This is a genomic window from Phaeobacter sp. JH20_34, assembly GCF_048056095.1.
Classification (GTDB): Bacteria; Pseudomonadota; Alphaproteobacteria; order Rhodobacterales; family Rhodobacteraceae; genus Phaeobacter; species Phaeobacter bryozoorum.
On record NZ_JAYMWT010000004.1, the window covers coordinates 576,125 to 595,260 of the forward strand.

At 61.9% G+C, this 19,136-nt stretch carries 19 protein-coding genes; 11 read left to right on the forward strand and 8 right to left on the reverse strand.

Annotated features, from left to right (window positions below; translation table 11 throughout):
* Positions 1–123: 123 nt before the first annotated feature.
* The gene (locus VWZ81_RS04380) at positions 124–1,596 is read right to left on the reverse strand and encodes a pentapeptide repeat-containing protein (protein WP_416542170.1); all 1,473 of its coding nucleotides are present in this window, start codon (positions 1,594–1,596) and stop codon (positions 124–126) included.
* Between the two features lie 179 nt (positions 1,597–1,775).
* Between VWZ81_RS04380 and yajC the strand changes: the two genes are divergently transcribed.
* The 9 genes from yajC to VWZ81_RS04425 all read left to right on the forward strand — a co-directional run bounded on the left by yajC (position 1,776) and on the right by VWZ81_RS04425 (position 8,099).
* Positions 1,776–2,060: a preprotein translocase subunit YajC gene (gene yajC / locus VWZ81_RS04385; RefSeq protein ID WP_340545835.1), complete on the forward strand. Its 285-nt coding sequence runs from the start codon at positions 1,776–1,778 to the stop codon at positions 2,058–2,060.
* A 34-nt stretch (positions 2,061–2,094) separates the two neighbouring features.
* Complete coding sequence (secD, locus tag VWZ81_RS04390) at positions 2,095–3,756, forward strand: protein translocase subunit SecD (protein WP_340545834.1); 1,662 nt, start codon at positions 2,095–2,097, stop codon at positions 3,754–3,756.
* A 1-nt stretch (position 3,757) separates the two neighbouring features.
* Complete coding sequence (gene secF / locus VWZ81_RS04395; protein ID WP_340545833.1) at positions 3,758–4,726, forward strand: protein translocase subunit SecF; 969 nt, start codon at positions 3,758–3,760, stop codon at positions 4,724–4,726.
* A 166-nt stretch (positions 4,727–4,892) separates the two neighbouring features.
* On the forward strand, positions 4,893–5,246 hold the full coding sequence (locus VWZ81_RS04400; RefSeq protein WP_416542171.1) for an Mth938-like domain-containing protein: 354 nt from the start codon (positions 4,893–4,895) through the stop codon (positions 5,244–5,246).
* A gap of 94 nt (positions 5,247–5,340) precedes the next feature.
* Positions 5,341–5,967 carry a heme ABC exporter ATP-binding protein CcmA gene (ccmA, locus tag VWZ81_RS04405; RefSeq protein WP_416540037.1) on the forward strand — a complete coding sequence of 209 codons (627 nt, stop codon included), beginning with the start codon at positions 5,341–5,343 and terminating at the stop codon, positions 5,965–5,967.
* Positions 5,964–6,620, forward strand: a complete 657-nt coding sequence (gene ccmB / locus VWZ81_RS04410) for a heme exporter protein CcmB (protein WP_340545830.1) — start codon at positions 5,964–5,966, stop codon at positions 6,618–6,620. The genes ccmA and ccmB overlap by 4 nt, the downstream gene beginning before the upstream one ends.
* A 45-nt stretch (positions 6,621–6,665) precedes the next feature.
* Positions 6,666–7,397 carry a heme ABC transporter permease gene (locus tag VWZ81_RS04415; protein ID WP_340545829.1) on the forward strand — a complete coding sequence of 244 codons (732 nt, stop codon included), beginning with the start codon at positions 6,666–6,668 and terminating at the stop codon, positions 7,395–7,397.
* Positions 7,397–7,567, forward strand: coding sequence for a heme exporter protein CcmD (gene ccmD, locus VWZ81_RS04420; protein ID WP_416542172.1), 171 nt, complete (start codon positions 7,397–7,399; stop codon positions 7,565–7,567). Before VWZ81_RS04415 ends, ccmD begins: the two co-directional genes overlap by 1 nt.
* The gene (locus VWZ81_RS04425) at positions 7,560–8,099 is read left to right on the forward strand and encodes a DsbE family thiol:disulfide interchange protein (protein WP_416542174.1); all 540 of its coding nucleotides are present in this window, start codon (positions 7,560–7,562) and stop codon (positions 8,097–8,099) included. The genes ccmD and VWZ81_RS04425 overlap by 8 nt, the downstream gene beginning before the upstream one ends.
* A gap of 54 nt (positions 8,100–8,153) precedes the next feature.
* Here VWZ81_RS04425 and VWZ81_RS04430 read toward each other — a convergent pair whose 3' ends face one another.
* A complete protein-coding gene (locus VWZ81_RS04430) occupies positions 8,154–8,453 on the reverse strand; it encodes a putative quinol monooxygenase (RefSeq protein WP_416534180.1) in 300 nt (99 codons plus the stop codon).
* A gap of 274 nt (positions 8,454–8,727) precedes the next feature.
* Entirely contained in the window at positions 8,728–11,415 is a 2,688-nt protein-coding gene (gene acnA, locus VWZ81_RS04435) for an aconitate hydratase AcnA (protein ID WP_340545825.1), read from the reverse strand.
* 246 nt (positions 11,416–11,661) lie between these two features.
* Here acnA and VWZ81_RS04440 point away from each other — a divergent pair, with 246 nt between their 5' ends.
* Positions 11,662–12,387: a DUF1223 domain-containing protein gene (locus tag VWZ81_RS04440; protein ID WP_416542175.1), complete on the forward strand. Its 726-nt coding sequence runs from the start codon at positions 11,662–11,664 to the stop codon at positions 12,385–12,387.
* 89 nt (positions 12,388–12,476) lie between these two features.
* Here the strand turns inward: VWZ81_RS04440 and VWZ81_RS04445 are convergent, their stop codons facing one another.
* The 5 genes from VWZ81_RS04445 to VWZ81_RS04465 all read right to left on the reverse strand — a co-directional run bounded on the left by VWZ81_RS04445 (position 12,477) and on the right by VWZ81_RS04465 (position 18,454).
* Positions 12,477–13,412 carry a lysophospholipid acyltransferase family protein gene (locus VWZ81_RS04445; protein ID WP_416534177.1) on the reverse strand — a complete coding sequence of 312 codons (936 nt, stop codon included), beginning with the start codon at positions 13,410–13,412 and terminating at the stop codon, positions 12,477–12,479.
* Between the two features lie 169 nt (positions 13,413–13,581).
* Positions 13,582–14,781 carry a flagellar motor switch protein FliG gene (locus VWZ81_RS04450; RefSeq protein WP_416538917.1) on the reverse strand — a complete coding sequence of 400 codons (1,200 nt, stop codon included), beginning with the start codon at positions 14,779–14,781 and terminating at the stop codon, positions 13,582–13,584.
* Positions 14,782–14,857: 76 nt separating this feature from the next.
* Entirely contained in the window at positions 14,858–15,475 is a 618-nt protein-coding gene (locus tag VWZ81_RS04455) for a tetratricopeptide repeat protein (protein WP_416542176.1), read from the reverse strand.
* Positions 15,476–15,643: 168 nt separating this feature from the next.
* Positions 15,644–16,948: an adenylosuccinate lyase gene (purB, locus tag VWZ81_RS04460; protein WP_340545820.1), complete on the reverse strand. Its 1,305-nt coding sequence runs from the start codon at positions 16,946–16,948 to the stop codon at positions 15,644–15,646.
* A 255-nt stretch (positions 16,949–17,203) separates the two neighbouring features.
* On the reverse strand, positions 17,204–18,454 hold the full coding sequence (locus VWZ81_RS04465; RefSeq protein ID WP_416542177.1) for an alpha/beta fold hydrolase: 1,251 nt from the start codon (positions 18,452–18,454) through the stop codon (positions 17,204–17,206).
* 170 nt (positions 18,455–18,624) lie between these two features.
* Here VWZ81_RS04465 and VWZ81_RS04470 point away from each other — a divergent pair, with 170 nt between their 5' ends.
* A complete protein-coding gene (locus VWZ81_RS04470; protein WP_416542451.1) occupies positions 18,625–19,110 on the forward strand; it encodes an NUDIX hydrolase in 486 nt (161 codons plus the stop codon).
* Positions 19,111–19,136 lie beyond the last annotated feature (26 nt).

Sequence of the window (19,136 nt, forward strand, 5' to 3'; positions counted from 1 at the left end):
GGGGGTGCTCCTAAAGCGTTGAATCAGTGCCGCCAGCATATGCCGGATGGGGGCGGGAAGGGGAAGAGGGCGCGCACGTTTGCCGCCGGGGTGTTGTGGGATGGCACGCTAGGGGGCGGTGGTCTACTCGTCCGGTGCCGTGGGCGGGATGTAGTTGTCGGGGTCCGTTTGCCATTTCTTCCATTGTCGGAATGTTTGGCCATGGCCCATTGCAAGTTTTGGCCAATGGGCGGGCCAATCCGAGCTGTCCGGTCCGTTGCCGTTCGGAAGAATAGTATCTGTTGTGCCAAATCCGCTATTAAGCTGTTCTAGGCCTATATTTGTACGAGAAAAATCCACTTGGCTCAGCAAAGAGCCCGAAAGATCGGCTCTGTTAAGACCGCTGGCGCCATCGATGGTTGTTGCGCTAATATCTGCGCCCTGCATATTTGCGCCTCCGAGTCGTATTCCCTGCATCTTTGCTCTGCTGAGGTTTGCACCCCGCATATTCGTCGAAGTGAGGTCTGCTTTTTGCAGCTCGGCATCGTAGATTTCAGCACCCTGCATGTCGGCATGGCGAAGGCTCGCGCCCCGTAACATCGCGCATCCAAGAAATGCTTGTCGTAGATCCGCCCAGCTAAGGTCAGCCATCAGCATCTTAGCATTGCCCAGATTTGTACCTTGCATCTTCGCAAATGGGAGACTGGCATTCCGTAACTGTGTATCTCTTAGAAATGATCCTTGCATATGGCTCCCCGACAATATCGCACCTGACAGGTCTAGACCTGTCAGATCGAACCTTTGAAGATTGGCGTGTCGCAGATCAATAGAGATGCTTACGCAGTTCACTGCTCGGATCCGTTTCATCCGGCCTAGAACCTGAACCGCATTTTCCATGTCTGAGCGTTTAACAGTTAGCCCAAATAGCCAGCGGTGCAATTCGTTAGGTGTCGGTTCTTCTGGAGGTATCTCCGCGGGTACTTCGCGAGAGAGTTCGCGCACATAAACGCTGAGCAGTCGCGAAACTCGGGGAGCTGTGTCCGGGCGCTCCTTCACCAGCCCTTCCAGTCGATCAATGGCGGCGTTGCGGCGGGTTATGTCGTCTTCCCAGATATTTTGCTTCTGCTCTTCGTCCCAGCGCTGGCGCATGGCGTGCAGGTCTTCGGTGGCGGCGTTGATCTTGTCGTTGAACAGGGATTCATCAGCTGTCTTGTTGGCCTCGCGCGTCAGTCGGATCCGGATCAGGGTGAAAGGCAGCGCCACCACCGCGCCAAGGGTTGCAGTCATCGCCGCCAGTCGCAGCAGGGCGAAACGGGCAGATGCCTCTGCCAACGGATTTTGTGGGACCACAAACCAGATCAGCTCCCACAGCATCAGCAGCAGACCGGTGAACAGCGCCAGAAACAGGCCGGACCACATCAGGGCAAGCAACAGAAACAGCCCGTCGCCGAACTGTGCCAGTCCCAGAATATCTTTGAGGCGGTCTAGCGGATCGGTTTGCTTGCCCTCCGTGCGGGGCATGGCTGCATAGACGACAGCCACCGCCAGTACAAAGCCAGCGAGGGCAACAATCGCCCAGAAATACTTGGGATCAATCGGCAGGATAATCGTGGTCATATGGGCAATCTGGATCTGAAATGGGTTGTAAAAACCCTCTCATCGCTCCCGCCATGGGTCAACTGCGTTTGCGGTATCGCAACTGGCCCCGTTAGCCTTGCAAAGCCCCGGGCCAGCGCATAGGTTCCCCTGCAAAATTAAGGGCGTCTGAAGCGCCTGTCACACAGAAGGAATATCCCATGGAAGGTGGCGCACTCGCCCAGTTTCTCCCGCTCATTCTGATCTTTGCGATCATGTATTTCCTGCTGATCCGTCCGCAGCAGAAAAAACTGAAGACCCATCAGGCGATGGTCGAGGCGCTGCGCCGGGGCGATCAGGTGGTGACCCAGGGTGGCATCATCGGCAAGGTGGCCAAGGTCAAGGACGATGGCGAGATCGAAGTGGAAATCGCCGAGGGTGTGAAAATCCGCGTGATCAAATCCACCATCGCGCAGGTTCTGAACAAGACCGAGCCGGCAGCGTAAGTATCCCCGCTTAACCAACTGAAAAGGCAGGGCAATGCTGCAAATTGATCTCTGGAAGCGGGTTCTCATCTGGCTGGTCTGTGTGACCGGCCTTTTGCTTGCCCTGCCAAATGCGTTTTACACGCGCGTCGAGCAGGCCAATGACGCCGCCGCCGAAATAATCGCGAAGGGCGAAAGCCCCGCGCGGCTGGACGTGGCGGGCCAATGGCCGTCGTTCATGCCGTCGTCGCTGGTCAACCTTGGTCTGGACCTGCGCGGTGGCGCGCATCTTCTGGCGGAGGTGAAGGTGGCCGACGTCTACGGCGCGCGCATGGATGCGCTCTGGCCCGAAGTGCGCGACGCTTTGCGCCCTGAGCGCGGTGAGGTCGGCACCTTCCGTCGCCAGCCCGCACCGGAAGGGCAGATTCGTCTGAAGATCTCTCAGCCCGAGGGCATGGCCCGCGCGCTGGAGGTTGTGCGTGGTCTGGCCAATCCGATCACCAGCCTGACTGGCGCCGGGGCCACGGATATCACCGTGTCCGGGACCGGTGACATTCTGACCGTAGAGCTGAGCGAGCAGGAGAAACTGGCCTCTGATGACCGCACCGTGCGTCAGGCGTTGGAAATCATCCGCCGCCGGATTGACGAGGTGGGCACCCGAGAGCCGACCATTCAGCGCCAGGGCAGCGACCGGATCCTGATCCAGGTGCCCGGCATCGGGTCGGCGTCTGAGTTGAAGGCGATCATCGGCACCACCGCCCAGCTGACCTTTAACCCCGTCGTGGGGCGCGGCACGGACGCCGATGCCAATGCGGGTGTCGGCAACAAAGTCGTGCCGTCGCTGGACGAAGACGGTGTGTTCTACACCGTTGAGGCTGCACCGGTTGTGACCGGTGAGGAGCTGGTGGATGCGCAGCCGTCGTTTGATCAGAACGGCCGCCCGGCGGTCAGCTTCCGTTTCAACACCACCGGCGCGCGCAAGTTCGGCGACTATACAGCCGAAAACATCGGTTCGCCCTTTGCCATCGTGCTGGATGAGGAGGTGGTCTCCGCCCCGGTGATCCAGTCGCATATTCCGGGTGGCTCTGGCATTATCACCGGCAACTTCACCATCGAGGAAAGCACCAATATGGCGATCCTGCTGCGTGCAGGTGCGCTGCCTGCGGGGCTGGAGTTCCTTGAGGAACGCACGATTGGCCCGGAACTGGGTCAGGACAGCATTGACGCGGGCAAGGTGGCGACCATCGTCGCCTTTGTTGGGGTGCTGGTGTTCATGGCGCTGAGCTACGGTCTCTTCGGGATCTTTGCCAATATCGCGCTGATCCTCAATATCGCGCTTATCTTTGGCGCGCTGAGCCTGATTGGTGCGACGCTGACCCTGCCGGGGATTGCGGGTATCGTTCTGACGGTCGGTATGGCGGTGGATGCCAATGTGCTGATCTTTGAACGGATCCGCGAGGAGCTGAAGGCCGGTCGAGGTCCTGCACGGGCCATTGACGAAGGCTATTCCAAGGCGCTGAGCGCCATTCTTGACGCCAATATCACCACCTTCATCACCGCCGTGATCCTGTTCGCCATGGGCTCTGGCCCGGTGCGCGGCTTTGCGATCACGCTGGGGCTGGGGATTCTGACATCGGTCTTCACCGCGATCTTCGTGACGCGGGTGATCATCGTGATGTGGTTTGAACGGCGTCGTCCGAAAACAATCGAGGTCTGAGATGCGGCTGAAACTAATTCCCGAAAATACCTCGTTTGATTTCTTCAGACTCTGGAAACTGTGGCTGGGCATCTCTGCGCTGATGATCGTTGTCGGCTTTGCCTCCTTTGCCTTGCAGGGGCTGAATTTCGGCATCGACTTCCGCGGCGGCACCACCATCCGGACCGAAAGCACGACCGAGATCGACGTGGGCGCCTATCGCGGCGCGCTGGAACCGCTGGAGCTGGGGGACATCACCATCAGCGAGGTGTTCGATCCGACCTTTGACGAGGACCAGCATGTGGCCATGGTGCGCATTCAGGCGCAGGGCGATGGCGAGTCGATTTCCGGCGCAGTGATCGCGGATGTGAATGCAGCACTGGATACGGTGGCACCGGGGATCAAATTCGTCTCGGTGGAATCTGTAGGCCCCAAGGTCTCGGGTGAGCTGGTACAGACGGCGGTTCTGGCGGTCGCCCTCGCGATTGGCGCGGTTCTGATCTATATCTGGCTGCGCTTTGAGTGGCAGTTCGCGCTTGGCGCTGTTGCCGCGCTTGTCCACGATGTGGTGCTGACCATTGGCGTGTTCTCGGAACTGCAGATCAAGTTCGATCTGGCCATCATCGCGGCGCTGCTGACCATCGTCGGCTATTCGCTGAACGATACCGTGGTGGTTTTTGACCGGGTGCGTGAAAACCTACGTCGCTACAAGAAAAAGCCACTGGCCGAGGTTCTGAACATCTCGATCAACGAAACCCTCAGCCGGACGGTGATGACCTCGGTGACCACATTGCTGGCGCTGATCTCGCTTTATGTGCTGGGCGGAGATGTGATCCGAGGCTTTGTCTTTGCGATGATCTGGGGCGTCATCATCGGCACCTATTCGTCGATCTTCGTGGCCTCCACGATCCTGTTGTGGCTGGGTGTGAAACGCGACTGGACCAAGCCGTCGAACACTGCAGGCAACCAGTTCGCCAATATCGACGCCTGAGGGTTCAGACCGCGCGACGGGTCAAAGGCCGCAGCCCCATGGGTTGCGGCCTCTTTTTATCGGCATATGCGGCGCTGGTATTTTGTCGCGGTGGCGGACATGTTATGCAGCCGGGCAGGGCAGGGTCGCCCGCCCACCACCCGACCACGTACAAAGGATGCACGCCATGCGTTTGAACGAAGTAGCCTATACGGATGCCCTGCCAATTGATGGCTATGGGCCGGGGTTCTTTCGGGTTGGCGGTGAGGTGCATCACGGCAATATCCTGACCGGGGCCACGGGGACCACGGACTGGGGCGGCTATGAGGACAGCGCGCCATTGCTGGCGCTTGCCGGGGATGTGGATGTGCTGTTCGTCGGCACCGGCGCCGAGGTGGCCCATATCCCCGCCGGTCTGCGCCAGCAGCTTGAAGGGTCCGGAATCGGGGTTGAGGCGATGAACTCCCCCGCCGCCTGCCGGACCTATAACGTGCTGTTGTCCGAGGGCCGCCGCATCGCGCTTGCGGCGCTTGCGGTCTGACTGTCGCACGTGCAGGCCTGGGCTTGATCTGGCGCAAGGACAGCGGCCGTCGGATCGGCTTTTTCGAAGCAGAACCAATGGGTAGGCGGATTTCATGACAGTGACCATCGCAGGGCTGAGCATCGCGCGCGGCGGCGTTCCGGTGCTGGAGGGGGTGAGCTTTGCGCTGACACCGGGCCGGGCGCTGATCCTGCGGGGGCCAAACGGCAGCGGCAAGACCACGCTGCTGCGCACCATCGCCGGGCTGCAACCGCCGCTGGCGGGTGAGATCAGTTTTGACGGCGACGGCAGCGCCGAGGATTTTGCCTATGCCGGCCACGCCGACGGGATCAAGCTGACGCTGACGGTAGCGGAGAACCTGCGGTTCTGGGCGGCGATTTTTGCCACCGGCGCGATTGATGCCGCTCTGGATGCCTTTGACCTCCGGGGTCTGCGCGACCGGCAGGCCGGGGCGCTGTCGGCCGGACAGAAACGCCGCCTGGGTCTGGCGCGGCTGATGGTGACGGGGCGGCGCTACTGGATCTTGGATGAACCGACCGTCAGTCTGGACCGGGCCTCGGTGCAGCAGTTTGCACAGGTGGTGCAGCAGCATCTGGCCGGTGGCGGCGCGGCGCTGATCGCCACGCATATCGATCTCGGTCTGGATGGCGACACGCTGGATGTGGGCCGTTTTCGGGCCAGGCTGCCGGATCTCGACAATTTTGACGGAGCCTTCCTGTGAGGGCGCTGTTGCTGCGGGATCTGAAGCTGGCGCTGCGTGCCGGCGGCGGCTTTGGGCTGGGGCTGGCGTTTTTCCTGATTGTCACCGTGCTGGTGCCATTCTCGGTGGGGCCGCAGTCCGAATTGCTCAGCCGTATCGCGCCCGGCATCCTCTGGCTGGGCGCGCTCCTGGCCTGCCTGTTGTCGCTGGACCGTCTGCTGGCGCTGGACTGGGAGGATGGCACGCTGGATCTGATGGCCACGGCGCCGCTGCCGCTGGAAGCGGTAGTGACGATCAAGGCGCTGGCCCATTGGATCACCACCTCGCTGCCGCTGGTTCTGGCAGCACCGGTGCTCGCGGTTCTGCTCAACCTGCCGGGGCAGGGGTTTCTCTGGCTGGTGGTTTCGCTGCTGCTGGGCACGCCCGCGCTGTCGGTGATCGGCACCTTTGGTGCGGCGCTCACTGTCGGGCTGAAGCGGGGCGGTCTGCTGATGTCGCTTCTGGTGCTGCCGCTTTATGTGCCGACGCTGATCTTCGGAGCCGAGGCGGCGCGCCGGGGGGCCGAGGGCATGGCGGTAGAGACGCCGCTGTTGATGCTGGCCGGTATCTCGGCCGCCTCGCTGGCGCTGCTGCCCTTTGCCAGTGCCGCCGTGCTGCGCGTCAATTTGCGCTAGGATGAATGAATTGAGATCCCTTCAAGCAAGAGCTAAATAGCCACCATGTCGATCTGGGAATACGCCAATCCAAAGAAGTTCCTGACCACCTCGGAGCGGGTCTTGCCCGCGCTGTGGGTCACGGCTGCCGTGCTGACCTGTGCGGGGCTGGTCTGGGGGTTCTTCTTCACACCAGATGACTACCGGCAGGGGTCCACGGTGAAGATCATCTTCCTGCATGTGCCTTCGGCGCTGATCGCCATCAACGCCTGGTTCATGATGTTGGTGGCCTCACTGATCTGGGTGGTGCGCCGTCATCATGTCAGTGCCCTGGCCGCGCGTGCCGCAGCGCCCGTCGGGGTGGTGATGACGCTGATCGCGCTGGTGACCGGCGCGCTCTGGGGCCAGCCGATGTGGGGCACCTGGTGGGTCTGGGACCCGCGGCTGACCTCATTCCTTGTGCTGTTCCTGTTCTACCTTGGCTATATCGCCCTGTGGGAGGCGATCGAGGATCCGGACACAGCGGCGGATCTCACCTCGATCCTGTGTCTTGTCGGCTCCGTCTTTGCGGTGCTCAGCCGCTATGCGGTGAACTTCTGGAACCAGGGTCTGCATCAGGGCGCGTCGCTCTCGCTCGACAAGGAGGAGAATGTGGCCGATGCGTTCTCCAACCCGCTCTATGTCTGCATGATCGGCTTTGGCCTGATGTTTCTGGCGCTGGTGCTCTACCGGACCGGCACGGAAATCCGCGCCCGCCGGATCCGTGCGCTGATGCTGCGTGAAAGGATGGACGCATAATGCCCGATCTTGGAAAATATGCCGTTGAAGTGCTGTCTTCCTACGGCGCCTCGCTGGTTCTGCTGGCCGGACTGCTGGTGATCACCTTTGCCCGTGGTCGCCGGATACGGCGGGAGATGCAGGCAATGGAACAACAGATGCCGACCCGTGGAGGTGCGCGCCGTGGCTAAGATTTCTCCCGTGATGGCGCTGCCGGTTCTGGTTTTTGGCGGGCTGGTGGCCCTGTTTCTGGCTGGCATGTTCCGCGATGATCCCGAAAGCCTGCCCTCAGCGCGCGAAGGTCAGAGCGCGCCGCCGGTTGTGCTGACCGAATTTCCCGGTGAACCCGGGTTCGACGATGCCACGCTGCGTGACGGCAGCGTGAAACTGGTGAATTTCTGGGCCAGCTGGTGTGGCCCCTGCCGGGTGGAACACCCGAGCCTAGATGCGCTGTCCAAGGAGGGGCTGGCGATTTACGGGGTGAACTACAAGGATCAGGAAGACAATGCCGTTGGCTTTCTGAACGAGCTGGGCAACCCCTATACGGCCATCGGTCGCGATGAGGCAGGTCGGATGGCGCTGGACTGGGGTGTCTATGGCGTGCCGGAAACCTATGTCATCGACGGTAAGGGCACTATCATCCTGCGTTTTGCCGGTCCCATCACGCAGCGGGTGATCGACAGCACCCTGCGCCCGGCACTGGAGCGTGCGGCAGCCAACTGATGCGGCTGCCATCGGCGGGCGGCGCAGGCCTTGCGGGGCAAGCAGGATCCGATCCTAGCCGAGCTCATAGGTGCGGAAGATCTGTTCGTCCTGTATGAACTCTGCCAGCCGATCAAAATCACCGCGTTCTGCCCGCCAGGTGAGATAGGCGCTCTGGACCTCGCTGTTCTCCCAGATCTGGAAAATGACCACCTCGCCGCGCTCTGGTGCCAGCAGGAGATGGGCCTGGATACAGCCCTGAAAACGACGGGTTTCCGGCATCAGTTTTTGCAGCGCCGCGACCAGCTCGTCGTAGAGGTCGGGGATCGCCGTGATGGTGACAATGATAGCTTCTTTTTCAGGAGTGTCGTTCACTGGGCATCCGTCTGAGTTTAGTGCGTCTTGGGGGCGGCTGAGCACAACCTGTTGCATCTGGCAGTGCCGTCGTTACGCGGCTGCTAGATCTGTTGATAAATCCTAGACGGGCCGGCAGCCCGCCGTCCAGTCGAAGTTTACGTTACGGCATCTTGATGCGATGATTCCGATTGGTCCCGCGAGTTTATGCCTGAATTCATCGTGTTGAAAACAAAAACGGGTGCCCCGAAGGGCACCCGCGTTGATCGCTCAGATGCAGTGACCTGCGCCTGCCTTAGGATTTGGCGAGGTTGCGCAGCACGTAATGCAGCACGCCGCCATGTTCGATGTACTCGATCTCGGGCGCGGTATCGATGCGGCACTTCAGGGTGATGGTCTTGGTGGTGCCATCGCCGTAAGTGATGTCGCAAGGAACTTCCTGCTGCGGCTTGATGGTGTCCAGGCCGTGGATCGAGACCGTCTCATCGCCGGTGAGCTTCAGCGTCTTGCGCGTGTCGCCGCCGGTGAACTCAAACGGGATCACGCCCATGCCAACCAGGTTGGAGCGGTGGATACGTTCAAAGCTCTCGGCGATGACCGCCTTGACGCCCAGCAGGGCTGTGCCCTTGGCCGCCCAGTCGCGCGAAGAGCCCGCACCGTATTGTTCGCCGCCGAAGACAACCAGCGGGGTACCCTGTTCCTGATAGGCCATGGAGGCCTCGTAGACTGAGGTCTGTTCGCCATCGGGGCCTTTGGTATAGCCACCTTCGACACCGTCGAGCATCTCGTTCTTGATGCGGATGTTGGCAAATGTGCCGCGCATCATGATCTCGTGGTTGCCACGACGCGAGCCGTAGGAGTTGAACTCACGCGGCTGCACCTGACGGTCCAGCAGATACTGGCCTGCCGGGGTGGTGGTCGCGAAAGAGCCCGCCGGGGAGATGTGGTCGGTGGTGACCATATCGCCAAGGATCAAGAGCGTTTTTGCGTCCTTGATGTTGGAGATGGTACCCGGCTCAGAGCCCATACCCTGGAAGTAGGGCGGGTTCTGGATATAGGTGGAGCTTGCCGGCCAGTCGTAGGTCTCGGCGTCGGTGGTGTCCACCGCCTGCCATTTCTCGTCGCCTTTGAACACATCGGCGTATTTCGACAGGAAGGCTTCGCGGGTCACGGTTGCTTCGACCAGATCGGCGATTTCCTTCTGGCTCGGCCAGATGTCCTTCAGGTAGACATCCTTGCCGTCCTTGTCCTGGGCAATCGGATCTGACGCCAGATCAATATCCATGGTGCCCGCCAGCGCATAGGCAACAACCAGCGGCGGCGAGGCCAGATAGTTGGCGCGCACATCGGGGCTGATACGGCCTTCGAAGTTGCGGTTGCCGGACAGAACCGAGGTCGCCACCAGATCACCTTCGGCGATGGCATCGGACAGCTCCTGCTGGATCGGACCGGAGTTGCCGATACAGGTGGTGCAGCCATAGCCCACGAGGTTAAAGCCGATCTTGTCCAGATCTTCCTGCAGGCCTGCGGCCTCCAGATAGGCGGACACAACCTGCGAACCCGGTGCCAGCGAAGTCTTGACCCAGGGCTTGCGATCCAGGCCGAGGGCAGCGGCCTTGCGCGCCACGAGGCCCGCGCCGATCATCACATAGGGGTTCGAGGTGTTGGTGCAGGAGGTGATCGAGGCGATCACGACCTTGCCGCTTTCCATGGTGTAGTCCTCGCCCTTGACGGCGACTTCCTTGCCCATGGGACGCTTGAAGGTCTCTTCCATTTCCTTCTGGAACGCCGCCTTGGCGCCGGTCAGGGCGACATAGTCCTGCGGGCGTTTCGGGCCGGAGATCGCAGGCACGATGGTGCCCATGTCGAGGCTCAGCGTGTCGGTGTAGATCGGGGCGTAATCCGCATCACGCCAGAAGCCGTTTTCCTTGGCGTAGGCTTCGACCAGCGCGATACGGTCTTCGTCGCGGCCGGTGTTGCGCAGGTAGCGGATGGTTTCTTCGTCGATCGGGAAGAAGCCACAGGTGGCGCCATATTCCGGCGCCATATTCGCGATGGTGGCGCGGTCCGCCAGCGGCAGCGTATCAAGACCGGTGCCGTAGAACTCCACGAATTTGCCAACCACGCCCTTGGCGCGCAGCATTTCCACAACCTTCAGCACGAGGTCGGTGCCGGTGGTGCCTTCGACCATGGCGCCGGTCAGCTCAAAGCCGATGACCTCGGGGATCAACATGGAGATCGGCTGACCCAGCATCGCGGCTTCGGCCTCGATACCGCCAACACCCCAGCCCAGAACGGCCGCGCCGTTGACCATGGTGGTGTGGCTGTCGGTACCGACCAGCGTATCGGGGTAGGCGACCATCTCACCGTTCTGATCCTCATCGGACCAGATGGTCTGGGCGAGATATTCCAGGTTCACCTGGTGGCAGATGCCGGTGCCCGGGGGCACAACGCGGAAGTTGTTGAACGCGCCCTGACCCCATTTCAGGAACTGGTAACGCTCCATGTTGCGTTCGTATTCGCGGTCGACGTTCATCTGGAACGCGCGCGGGTTGCCGAACTCGTCGATCATGACCGAGTGGTCGATGACCAGATCAACCGGGTTCAGCGGGTTGATCTTCTGGGCGTCGCCACCCAGCGCCTTGATACCGTCGCGCATCGCGGCAAGGTCCACAACGGCGGGAACGCCGGTGAAATCCTGCATCAGCACGCGGGCCGGACGATAGGCGATTTCGCGGGGGTTCTTGCCGCCGTTGGCGCCCCATTCGGCAAAAGCCTTGATATCGTCAGTGGAGACGGAAAAGCCACCGTCCTCAAACCGCAGCATGTTTTCCAGCACCACTTTCAGCGCGGCAGGCAGCTTGGCAAAATCGCCAAGACCGGCTTCGGTTGCGGCGGGGATCGAGTAATAGGAGATCGACTTGCCACCCGCGCTCAGTTTGCGGCGCGTCTTGGCATTGTCCTGTCCGACGGTGATAGGCATGTTTGGCCTCCCTCTGGGATGTGAAAACAGGGAATTCGCTACCGGCTATCTGCAACAGGTCGGGCGTGCATTCAATAGCTGAAACGCCGCAGGCAGCATTTTTGTATGCAATAGTACACAAAATTTGCGCCAAGGTGGAATTTTCACCCCAAACAGCACCGCGCACGGCCGTCTCAAGAATGATTGATTGGTCATTTCAGGCTCAGCCCGCTAGATCCATAAGCCAGAGCAAAAAGGGTTTCTTGTATGAAATGGGTCGCATCGCTTTTTCTGGCCGTGTGGATGACGCTGCCAACCGGGGCCGCCGCGCAGAGCGCTGGCGCGGCCACCGATTTGGTGGTGGTGGAGCTGTTCACCTCGCAGGGGTGCTCCTCCTGTCCGCCTGCTGATGCGCTGCTGCGGCAGCTGACGGCGCGGCCTGATGTGCTGCCGCTGGCGCTGCACGTGGATTACTGGGATTATATCGGCTGGAAAGATCAGTTCGCCGATCCCGCCCACACCCGCCGCCAGAAAGGATACGCCCACGTCGGCGGGCGCCAGATGGTCTATACCCCGCAGATGATCGTCAATGGTCAGGACGATGTTGTCGGCGCCAATGCGATGGAGCTGACCGAGGTGATCACCCGCCATCAGACCCGGCCCAGCCAGGTGTCGATCCGCATTGATGGCAGCGCCGCTGATGGCGTCGCTGTCGCGTTGCGCCGGGCGGATACCGCGCCGGTTCTGTCCGGGCCGATCTCGGTGCAGCTGGTGCGTTATGCGCCGCTGAAAACCGTGGATATCTCACGCGGGGAGCTGGCGGGCCGTCGGTTGGATTACGCCAATGTCGTCGAACAGATCGACCGCGTGGCGGATTGGGACGGGCAGGGCGCGCTGGAGCTGACTGTGACGCTGACCGATGCCCGCCCGGCCGCGCTGCTGGTACAGCAGGCGCCCTATGGTGCGATCCTGGCCGCAGCCAGGCTGAACTGAGACAGGTTGAACTGAGACAGGCTGAAGTGGGCCGGGCAAACCTGAGCCAGGCCAGACGAAGACCGCACACCGCAGCACCCCGGGCAGGCTCAGGTCGCGTCCGGTTTCCGGTCTGCCGGTGTGGGTTTCGGGATCGGCACATAGGGTTTCCACCGCCGGTGGATCCAGAACCATTGCCCCATATGTTGCCGCACCAGTTCCTCCAGCCGTTTGCAGACGGTGGTGGTCATGGTGACAGGATCCGATGGGGCGATTTCTTCCTGCACGATGATCTCGAAATCCAGCCCGTTGGGCTGGCGAATGGCGTAGACCGGGATCATCGCAGCCTTGTATTTCAGCGCCAGTTCGGCTGGCACGATGGAGGTCACGGCAGGTTCGCCAAAGAAGTCGATATTGACCCCGCCATGGGCGTGCAGATCCGCCACGATGGCAATGATGCCCCCCTGTTTCAGGTGGCGGACCATCTCCATCATGCCGCGTTTTCCCTGTTCAAACATCGGTTTGCCGGTCTTTTCAATGGCGCGCACATAGTGGTCGTTGAAATAGGGATTGGCCATCCGACGATAGAGCGCCCCCATGGCAAAGCCGCGCTTGATCAGATTGGCGCGCGCGGCGTCGTAATTGCCGAAATGACCAGTGACCAGAATGACCGGACGCCCTTCGGCGCGGGCGCGTTCCAGCGCCGCCAGACCGGGGCCGGAGACCGGCGCCGCCCAGGCGCGCTCCAGAAAGGGTTGCCCGGCGTAGAGTTCCGCCACCACGCGCCCGACATTGTCGCTGACCTCATCGCAGAGACGCGCCACCTCCGCCTCCGGCAATTCGGGGCAGGTCAGCGCGAGATTGTCGCGCACCCGTTTGTGAAACCCCGCCAGCGGTGCAGCCTTGCGCATCACCCAGCCCATCGCCGGAATGCGTTTGTCATAGGGGATCAGACCCAGCGCGCCGATGATCGCGCGCAGCGCCAGATTGCTGGCGTAGTAGCTGGCGCGGCGGCCTGGGGACAGAGTGGAGGGATCAACGGGCATGTCCGGTCGGCCTGCAATTGAGGAAAGCAAAATCAGCCGCGACCATAAACGGCGGCGCCAACAGGCACAAGCAACCGACCCCGTGATCGGCAACGCAGCTCTTGGCCATACGTCCGCTCAGATCCGGTGGACGCGGCCCTGGGCCGCGCCGCCGTTGCGGGCGCTGAGATCAGTCCTCGTCGTCCTCGTCAGTGGTGCGCAGCTCGATCTCGCCGGAATTCACCAGCTCTCGCAATGCGTTGACGATCGTGCCCATGGCACCTTCTCCAACGCTGCGCTTGACCTTGCCCCGTTCGGCCACTTCCTCGCGGATGTTGTTGGCCATCCGGCTGGACATATTGGCCAGCATGAATTCGCTGGATTCCACATCGTCCTCGTCGGTGGCAAAGGCGATGGCGGTGACCAGATCCTGCTGCGCCAGAACGCGCGCGATCTTGGGCACATCGACGGGGCTGACGCGCTGTGAGATCAGAGCATAGGTGAAGATCGATTTGCGGACGTCACCGGCGAATTCCTCGTCTTCCTCATCCAGCGCGGTCAGCACCTCGTCACGTTTGCCCGCTGCCGCCTGGGTCAGGATGGCCCCCATGCGCTGGCCCGGCGTCTCTTCAAAGGCGACCTCGGGCCGCGCCTCGATCTGCGCGGCGAGGGACAGGCCAATGCGATCCACTGTATCCGGGGTCACGGCGGCGGTCTGACTGACAGCATAGGTGATGCGGCGGGCCACGGGACCGGGCAGGTGGATCAGCATCTGCGCCGCCTTGGTGGTGTCGAGTTTGGACAGAAGGACAGCGGCGACCTCGGTGCTTTCGGCCTGAGCCAGCTCAGCCAGCTCCTCTGGCGGCAGGGCGCGCAGACGCTCCCACGGGTCGCCAAACTGGCGCACGCCGGCCTCCTTGCGCAGGCGGCTGGCCGTCTGGCGGCTGATCTTGCCCTCCATCGCGGAGAGCGCACCAGCCAGACCATTGGGAAAGGAAAGGCCGACGTTGTCGAGCATTTCGGCAAATTCCCCGGCCACCTCATGCAGGGTGGTGCGGTCGATCAGCCCCATGCGGCCCATCTGCTGGGTCAATTCGATCTGCAAATCGTCCGGCAGCGATTCCAGCGGGATATCGGCCCCTTCGTTCAGCAGCAGGCGGACCACAATGGCGGCTTTGGCCTTGCCGCTGAGTTTGGATTTGGCGGCGGGCATACCACCGCCCATTGCGGGCATATCCAGCGCACCGCCACCCATGCCGCCCATCCCCATATCGCCGCCGCCGAAATCGCCGCCGAAATCCATCCCGCCAAGCGGAGCCGGGGCGGAGAAATCGCCAAAGTCATCTGAGGAGGCCGCCATGGGAAGCGCCAAAGCATTTTCATTCTGCATTTATGAGCCCTAGCCAAAAAGATTCTCTTTCTGTTGTCTCCAATCTAGGGCGCAAGCCGTAAAGAAATGCTGAAAATCAATAGCTTTGCGTCTGCCCCGACAAAAGCGCCTCGCGCAGCGAGACCTCGGCCCAGCTGCCACTGCCGCCAGCGGCGCGGATCAGTTTCCACTGCTCCAGCGCAAGACCGTATTTTCCTTCAGCTACAAACCCTTGCCCCATGTAAGACCGCGCCAGATGGTTCTGTGGATCCAGCGCAATGGCACGAGTGTAATAGGACATGGCCTGATCCCGATAGCCCTGCTTACGATAGGTAAAGCCCCAATAGGTCAGCACCCGGCTATCCATCTGGTCAGGCATCGCCGCCAGCACCGCCTGCGCGTCGCCATAGCGCCCGGCATAGGCGAGTTCGCGCACGGCGTCATACATTTCATCCGGGTCGAGCGAGGAGTGTTTGGGCGCGACGCAGCGCTGTTTCTGATCGTCCCAGACCTTGGCGCCCTTGCAGGTCTTGGTGGTGTTGGTTGGCTTTGGCGCGGCGCTGTCATCGCTCCCCGCCGCCAATGACTGGCCTGCAAAGGCGGTGGCAAAAGCGGCCGAGAGCGCCAGCGCAGGCAGCGCGGCACAGCTGGCCCGCAGCACCGATGCGGGCAGAGAGCGGGCGAGGAGGGCGGTTCGTGTCGGGATGGCAGGCATGGGATTGTCCTTTTGTCGCGCGCGCCGCGGATCTGCGGCCTGAGGTGTCTTCACCTTAGAGGGTGGACCACCGGGGCGGGATAACAAGACAGTGAGCGGAGCGGCACGAAAAAGGCCGCCCTGCGTATGGCAGAGCGGCCTGTGCAATCACAGAGATCACAGGTTGGCTTAGTCGCCAAACACCCGGGCAAAAATCGTGTCGACATGTTTTGTGTGATAGCCCATGTCGAATTTCTCGTTGATCGCCTCTTCGCCAAGGGCGGCAACCACATCGGCATCCGCCAGCAGCAGCTCGCGGAAATCAACACGATCTTCCCAGACCTTCAGGGCGTTGCGCTGCACCATGGAATAGGCGTCCTCGCGGCTGACACCCGCCTGCGTCAGCGCCAGCAGCACCCGCTGCGACATAACGAGGCCGGGGAATTTGTTCATGTTGTCCAGCATGTTCTCAGGGAAGACCAGCATCTTGTCGATGACGCCGGCCAGACGGTTGAGCGCAAAATCCAGGGTCACGGTCGCATCCGGGCCGATGCCGCGCTCCACCGAGGAGTGCGAGATATCGCGCTCATGCCACAGCGCCACGTTTTCCATCGCCGGGATCACCGCCATCCGCACCAAGCGCGCAAGGCCGGTGAGGTTTTCGGTCAGAACCGGGTTCTTCTTGTGCGGCATTGCCGAGGAGCCTTTCTGGCCCATCGAGAAGAATTCGGCGCCTTCCAGCACCTCGGTGCGCTGCATGTGGCGGATTTCCACTGCGATATTCTCGATCGACGACGCGATGACGCCCAGCGTGGCAAAGAACATTGCGTGACGGTCGCGCGGGATCACCTGGGTCGAAATCGGCTCAGGGCTGAGGCCGAGCTGTTCGCAGACATGTTCTTCAACGCGCGGGTCGATATTGGCAAAGGTGCCAACCGCGCCGGAAATTGCACCGGTGGCGACTTCGGCGCGGGCATTTTGCAGACGCTGCTTGTTGCGGTCCATTTCGGCATAGAAACGGGCAAAGGTCAGACCCATGGTGGTCGGCTCGGCGTGGATGCCATGGGAGCGGCCGACGCGCACGGTGTCCTTGTGCTCCAGCGCGCGTTTCTTCAGCGCGGCGAGCACCTTGTCGACGCCCTCGAGCAGGATGTCGGCGGCACGCACCAGCTGCACATTGAGGCAGGTGTCCAGCACGTCCGACGATGTCATGCCCTGATGCACAAAGCGCGCTTCCTCGGAGCCGACATGTTCGGCCAGATGGGTCAGAAAGGCGATGACGTCATGTTTGGTCACGGCCTCGATCTCGTCGATGCGGGCGACGTCGAATTCCACGTCCTTGGCTTTCCATACCGCGTCGGCGTTCTCGCGCGGGATCACGCCGAGGTTCGCCATGGCTTCGCAGGCATGTGCCTCGATTTCGTACCAGATCTTGAATTTGGTTTCCGGCGACCAGATGGCAACCATTTCAGGACGGGAATAGCGGGGGATCATGGGCAGCAGCACCTTATTGTAGCAGGGCAGAAGGGAAGCGGATGATGCCGCGCGTCTTAGAGCAGCGCGCCTCACAGGGCAAGGGCGCGGAGCCAGCCCGCGACAGAAAGCGCCCGATTTCAGCTGTCTTATGTCTCGCATCCGGCGCATCGGTGGGTTCTGCGCCACTGATAGGGAGGCAGACGGCATCCGTTACGGGGCCGGCAGCCAGCGGCGACATCCGCCCGCCCAACAAATGCCGCCGTCAGCGCAGGGTCAGAACGGCAGATGTGCCGGATCCACCTCAACCTCCGCCTGATCCAGCCGCGTCGTCACCTTGGCGCCATGTTCCAGCGTGCGATGCACCGGACAGCGGTCGGCGATATCCATCAGCTTGGCGCGTTGATCTGCGCTTAGGGGGCCGGTCAGATAGATCACGCGGGTAAACTGGTCGATCTGCGCCGGACCCGAGGGCAGGGCATCCTGCGCATGGACCTTGTCATGGCAGACATCGACGCTGACGCCTTCCAGCGGCCAGCCCTTGCGCCGGGCATACATGCGGATGGTCATGGAGGTACAGGCGCCGAGACCGGCGGCGATAAACCCATAGGGTGTCATGCCACGATTGCTGCCGCCATAGGCCAGCGGTTCATCGGCGTAGGTGTGATGACGGGGGCCGGACTGGATATCCTGCAAAAAGCCGTTCGGATCCGCTTCGGTGACGCGCAGTACGCCTTCGGGGGCACCGGGGGGCGGAGCAGGCGGCGACAGGTCGATATAGCGCCCGGCCCAGGCGGCGATGAGGTCAGCGGCATATTCGGCATCACGGGGACGCGAAATCAGGTGGTCGGCATCGTCCAGCGTGACAAAGCTCTTGGGGTGTCTGGCCGCCATGAACAGCTCTGCTGCATTGTCGATGCTGACGGTGGCATCCAGCGGCGCATGCATCACCAGAAGCGCGGCATCCAGATCAGCAACGGCGCTGGTCAGCGCCTCGCTGCGGATGTCGTCGAGGAATTGCTTGCGGATCAGGAACGGGCGGTCGGCAAGGCAGACCTCGGCCGCACCTTCGGTCTCAATCTGCTCCAGCGCCTCGCCAAACTGATGCGCCACATGGGCCGGATCGGAGGGCGCGCCAAGCGTCACCACGCCGCGCACCGACGGCAGGCCTGCACGGGCGCGCAGCACCGCAGCGCCGCCCAGCGAATGACCGATCAGCAGCGCAGGCGCCAGCCCGCGCCCCGCCAGATATTGTCCCGCCGCCACCAGATCGGCGACATTTGAGCTGAAGTTGGTATTGGAAAACTCGCCATCGGAATGACCCAGACCGGTGAAATCAAACCGCAGGACGGCAATTCCCATCGCCGCCAGACGGGCCGAGATGCGCCGCGCCGCCGGGATGTCCTTGGAACAGGTGAAACAATGCGCAAACAGCGCCGTTGACAGGATCGGCCCTTCGGGTAGATCCAGTCGCGCAGCCAGCTGGTCACCGGAGTGACCGGAAAAGGAAATGCGTTCGGTGGGCATAGGAATGGCCTTTATCTGGGGGTCGCCCTAAGGTGCGGCGACAGCCGGGCAGGTACAAGCCATCAGGCCCCGACGTCACGGGAAGGTGAGGGATATTGACAACAAATACGACCCTGGATCACTGCGCGGGGATCGGCGCATTCACCCCACTGGATGCGCGTGACCGGCAGATGTGGCAGCGCCTGACCACCTTTTGCGCGCGCGAGCCAAGGGCGTTTGAACGGGATCCGGCAATCGGCCATGTGACCGGATCCGCCTTTGTGCTGTCGCAGGATCTCTCTGCGGTGCTGCTCACCCATCATGCCAAACTGGACCGGTGGTTACAGTTGGGCGGACATTGCGACGGCATCGCCGATGCAGGGTTCACCGCCTGGAAAGAGGCCTATGAGGAAAGCGGGCTCAGCCGGATCAGCCGTATTGGGGAGCAGGTGTTCGACATAGACATTCACGAGATCCCGGCCAATGGCCGCGAGGCGGCGCATCTGCACTACGATGTGCGCTACCTGTTTCGGGCCGAGGCAGGCGAAATCCGGGCCACTGCGGAATCAAAGGCGCTGGCCTGGGTGCCGCTGGCAGAGCTGTCGCAATATAGTTCCGCGCGCAGTGTGCTGATCCTGAGGGATAAACTCGCCCGGTGGCAAAGCGGAGGCGCCTGACGGCGCCACAGGTTCAGCGGTCTCTC

Bases quoted from the DNA above. Each gene is read 5' to 3' on its own strand.
- VWZ81_RS04450 (WP_416538917.1), bottom strand. From the start codon at position 14,781: ATGCAGAATGAAAATGCTTTGGCGCTTCCCATGGCGGCCTCCTCAGAT.
- VWZ81_RS04470 (WP_416542451.1), top strand. From the start codon at position 18,625: ATGTGGCAGCGCCTGACCACCTTTTGCGCGCGCGAGCCAAGGGCGTTT.
- VWZ81_RS04415 (WP_340545829.1), top strand. From the start codon at position 6,666: ATGTCGATCTGGGAATACGCCAATCCAAAGAAGTTCCTGACCACCTCG.
- acnA (WP_340545825.1), bottom strand. From the start codon at position 11,415: ATGCCTATCACCGTCGGACAGGACAATGCCAAGACGCGCCGCAAACTG.
- VWZ81_RS04465 (WP_416542177.1), bottom strand. From the start codon at position 18,454: ATGCCCACCGAACGCATTTCCTTTTCCGGTCACTCCGGTGACCAGCTG.
- ccmD (WP_416542172.1), top strand. From the start codon at position 7,397: ATGCCCGATCTTGGAAAATATGCCGTTGAAGTGCTGTCTTCCTACGGC.
- VWZ81_RS04400 (WP_416542171.1), top strand. From the start codon at position 4,893: ATGCGTTTGAACGAAGTAGCCTATACGGATGCCCTGCCAATTGATGGC.
- purB (WP_340545820.1), bottom strand. From the start codon at position 16,948: ATGATCCCCCGCTATTCCCGTCCTGAAATGGTTGCCATCTGGTCGCCG.
- VWZ81_RS04440 (WP_416542175.1), top strand. From the start codon at position 11,662: ATGAAATGGGTCGCATCGCTTTTTCTGGCCGTGTGGATGACGCTGCCA.
- yajC (WP_340545835.1), top strand. From the start codon at position 1,776: ATGGAAGGTGGCGCACTCGCCCAGTTTCTCCCGCTCATTCTGATCTTT.
- VWZ81_RS04455 (WP_416542176.1), bottom strand. From the start codon at position 15,475: ATGCCTGCCATCCCGACACGAACCGCCCTCCTCGCCCGCTCTCTGCCC.
- ccmA (WP_416540037.1), top strand. From the start codon at position 5,341: ATGACAGTGACCATCGCAGGGCTGAGCATCGCGCGCGGCGGCGTTCCG.
- VWZ81_RS04445 (WP_416534177.1), bottom strand. From the start codon at position 13,412: ATGCCCGTTGATCCCTCCACTCTGTCCCCAGGCCGCCGCGCCAGCTAC.
- secD (WP_340545834.1), top strand. From the start codon at position 2,095: ATGCTGCAAATTGATCTCTGGAAGCGGGTTCTCATCTGGCTGGTCTGT.
- secF (WP_340545833.1), top strand. From the start codon at position 3,758: ATGCGGCTGAAACTAATTCCCGAAAATACCTCGTTTGATTTCTTCAGA.
- VWZ81_RS04380 (WP_416542170.1), bottom strand. From the start codon at position 1,596: ATGACCACGATTATCCTGCCGATTGATCCCAAGTATTTCTGGGCGATT.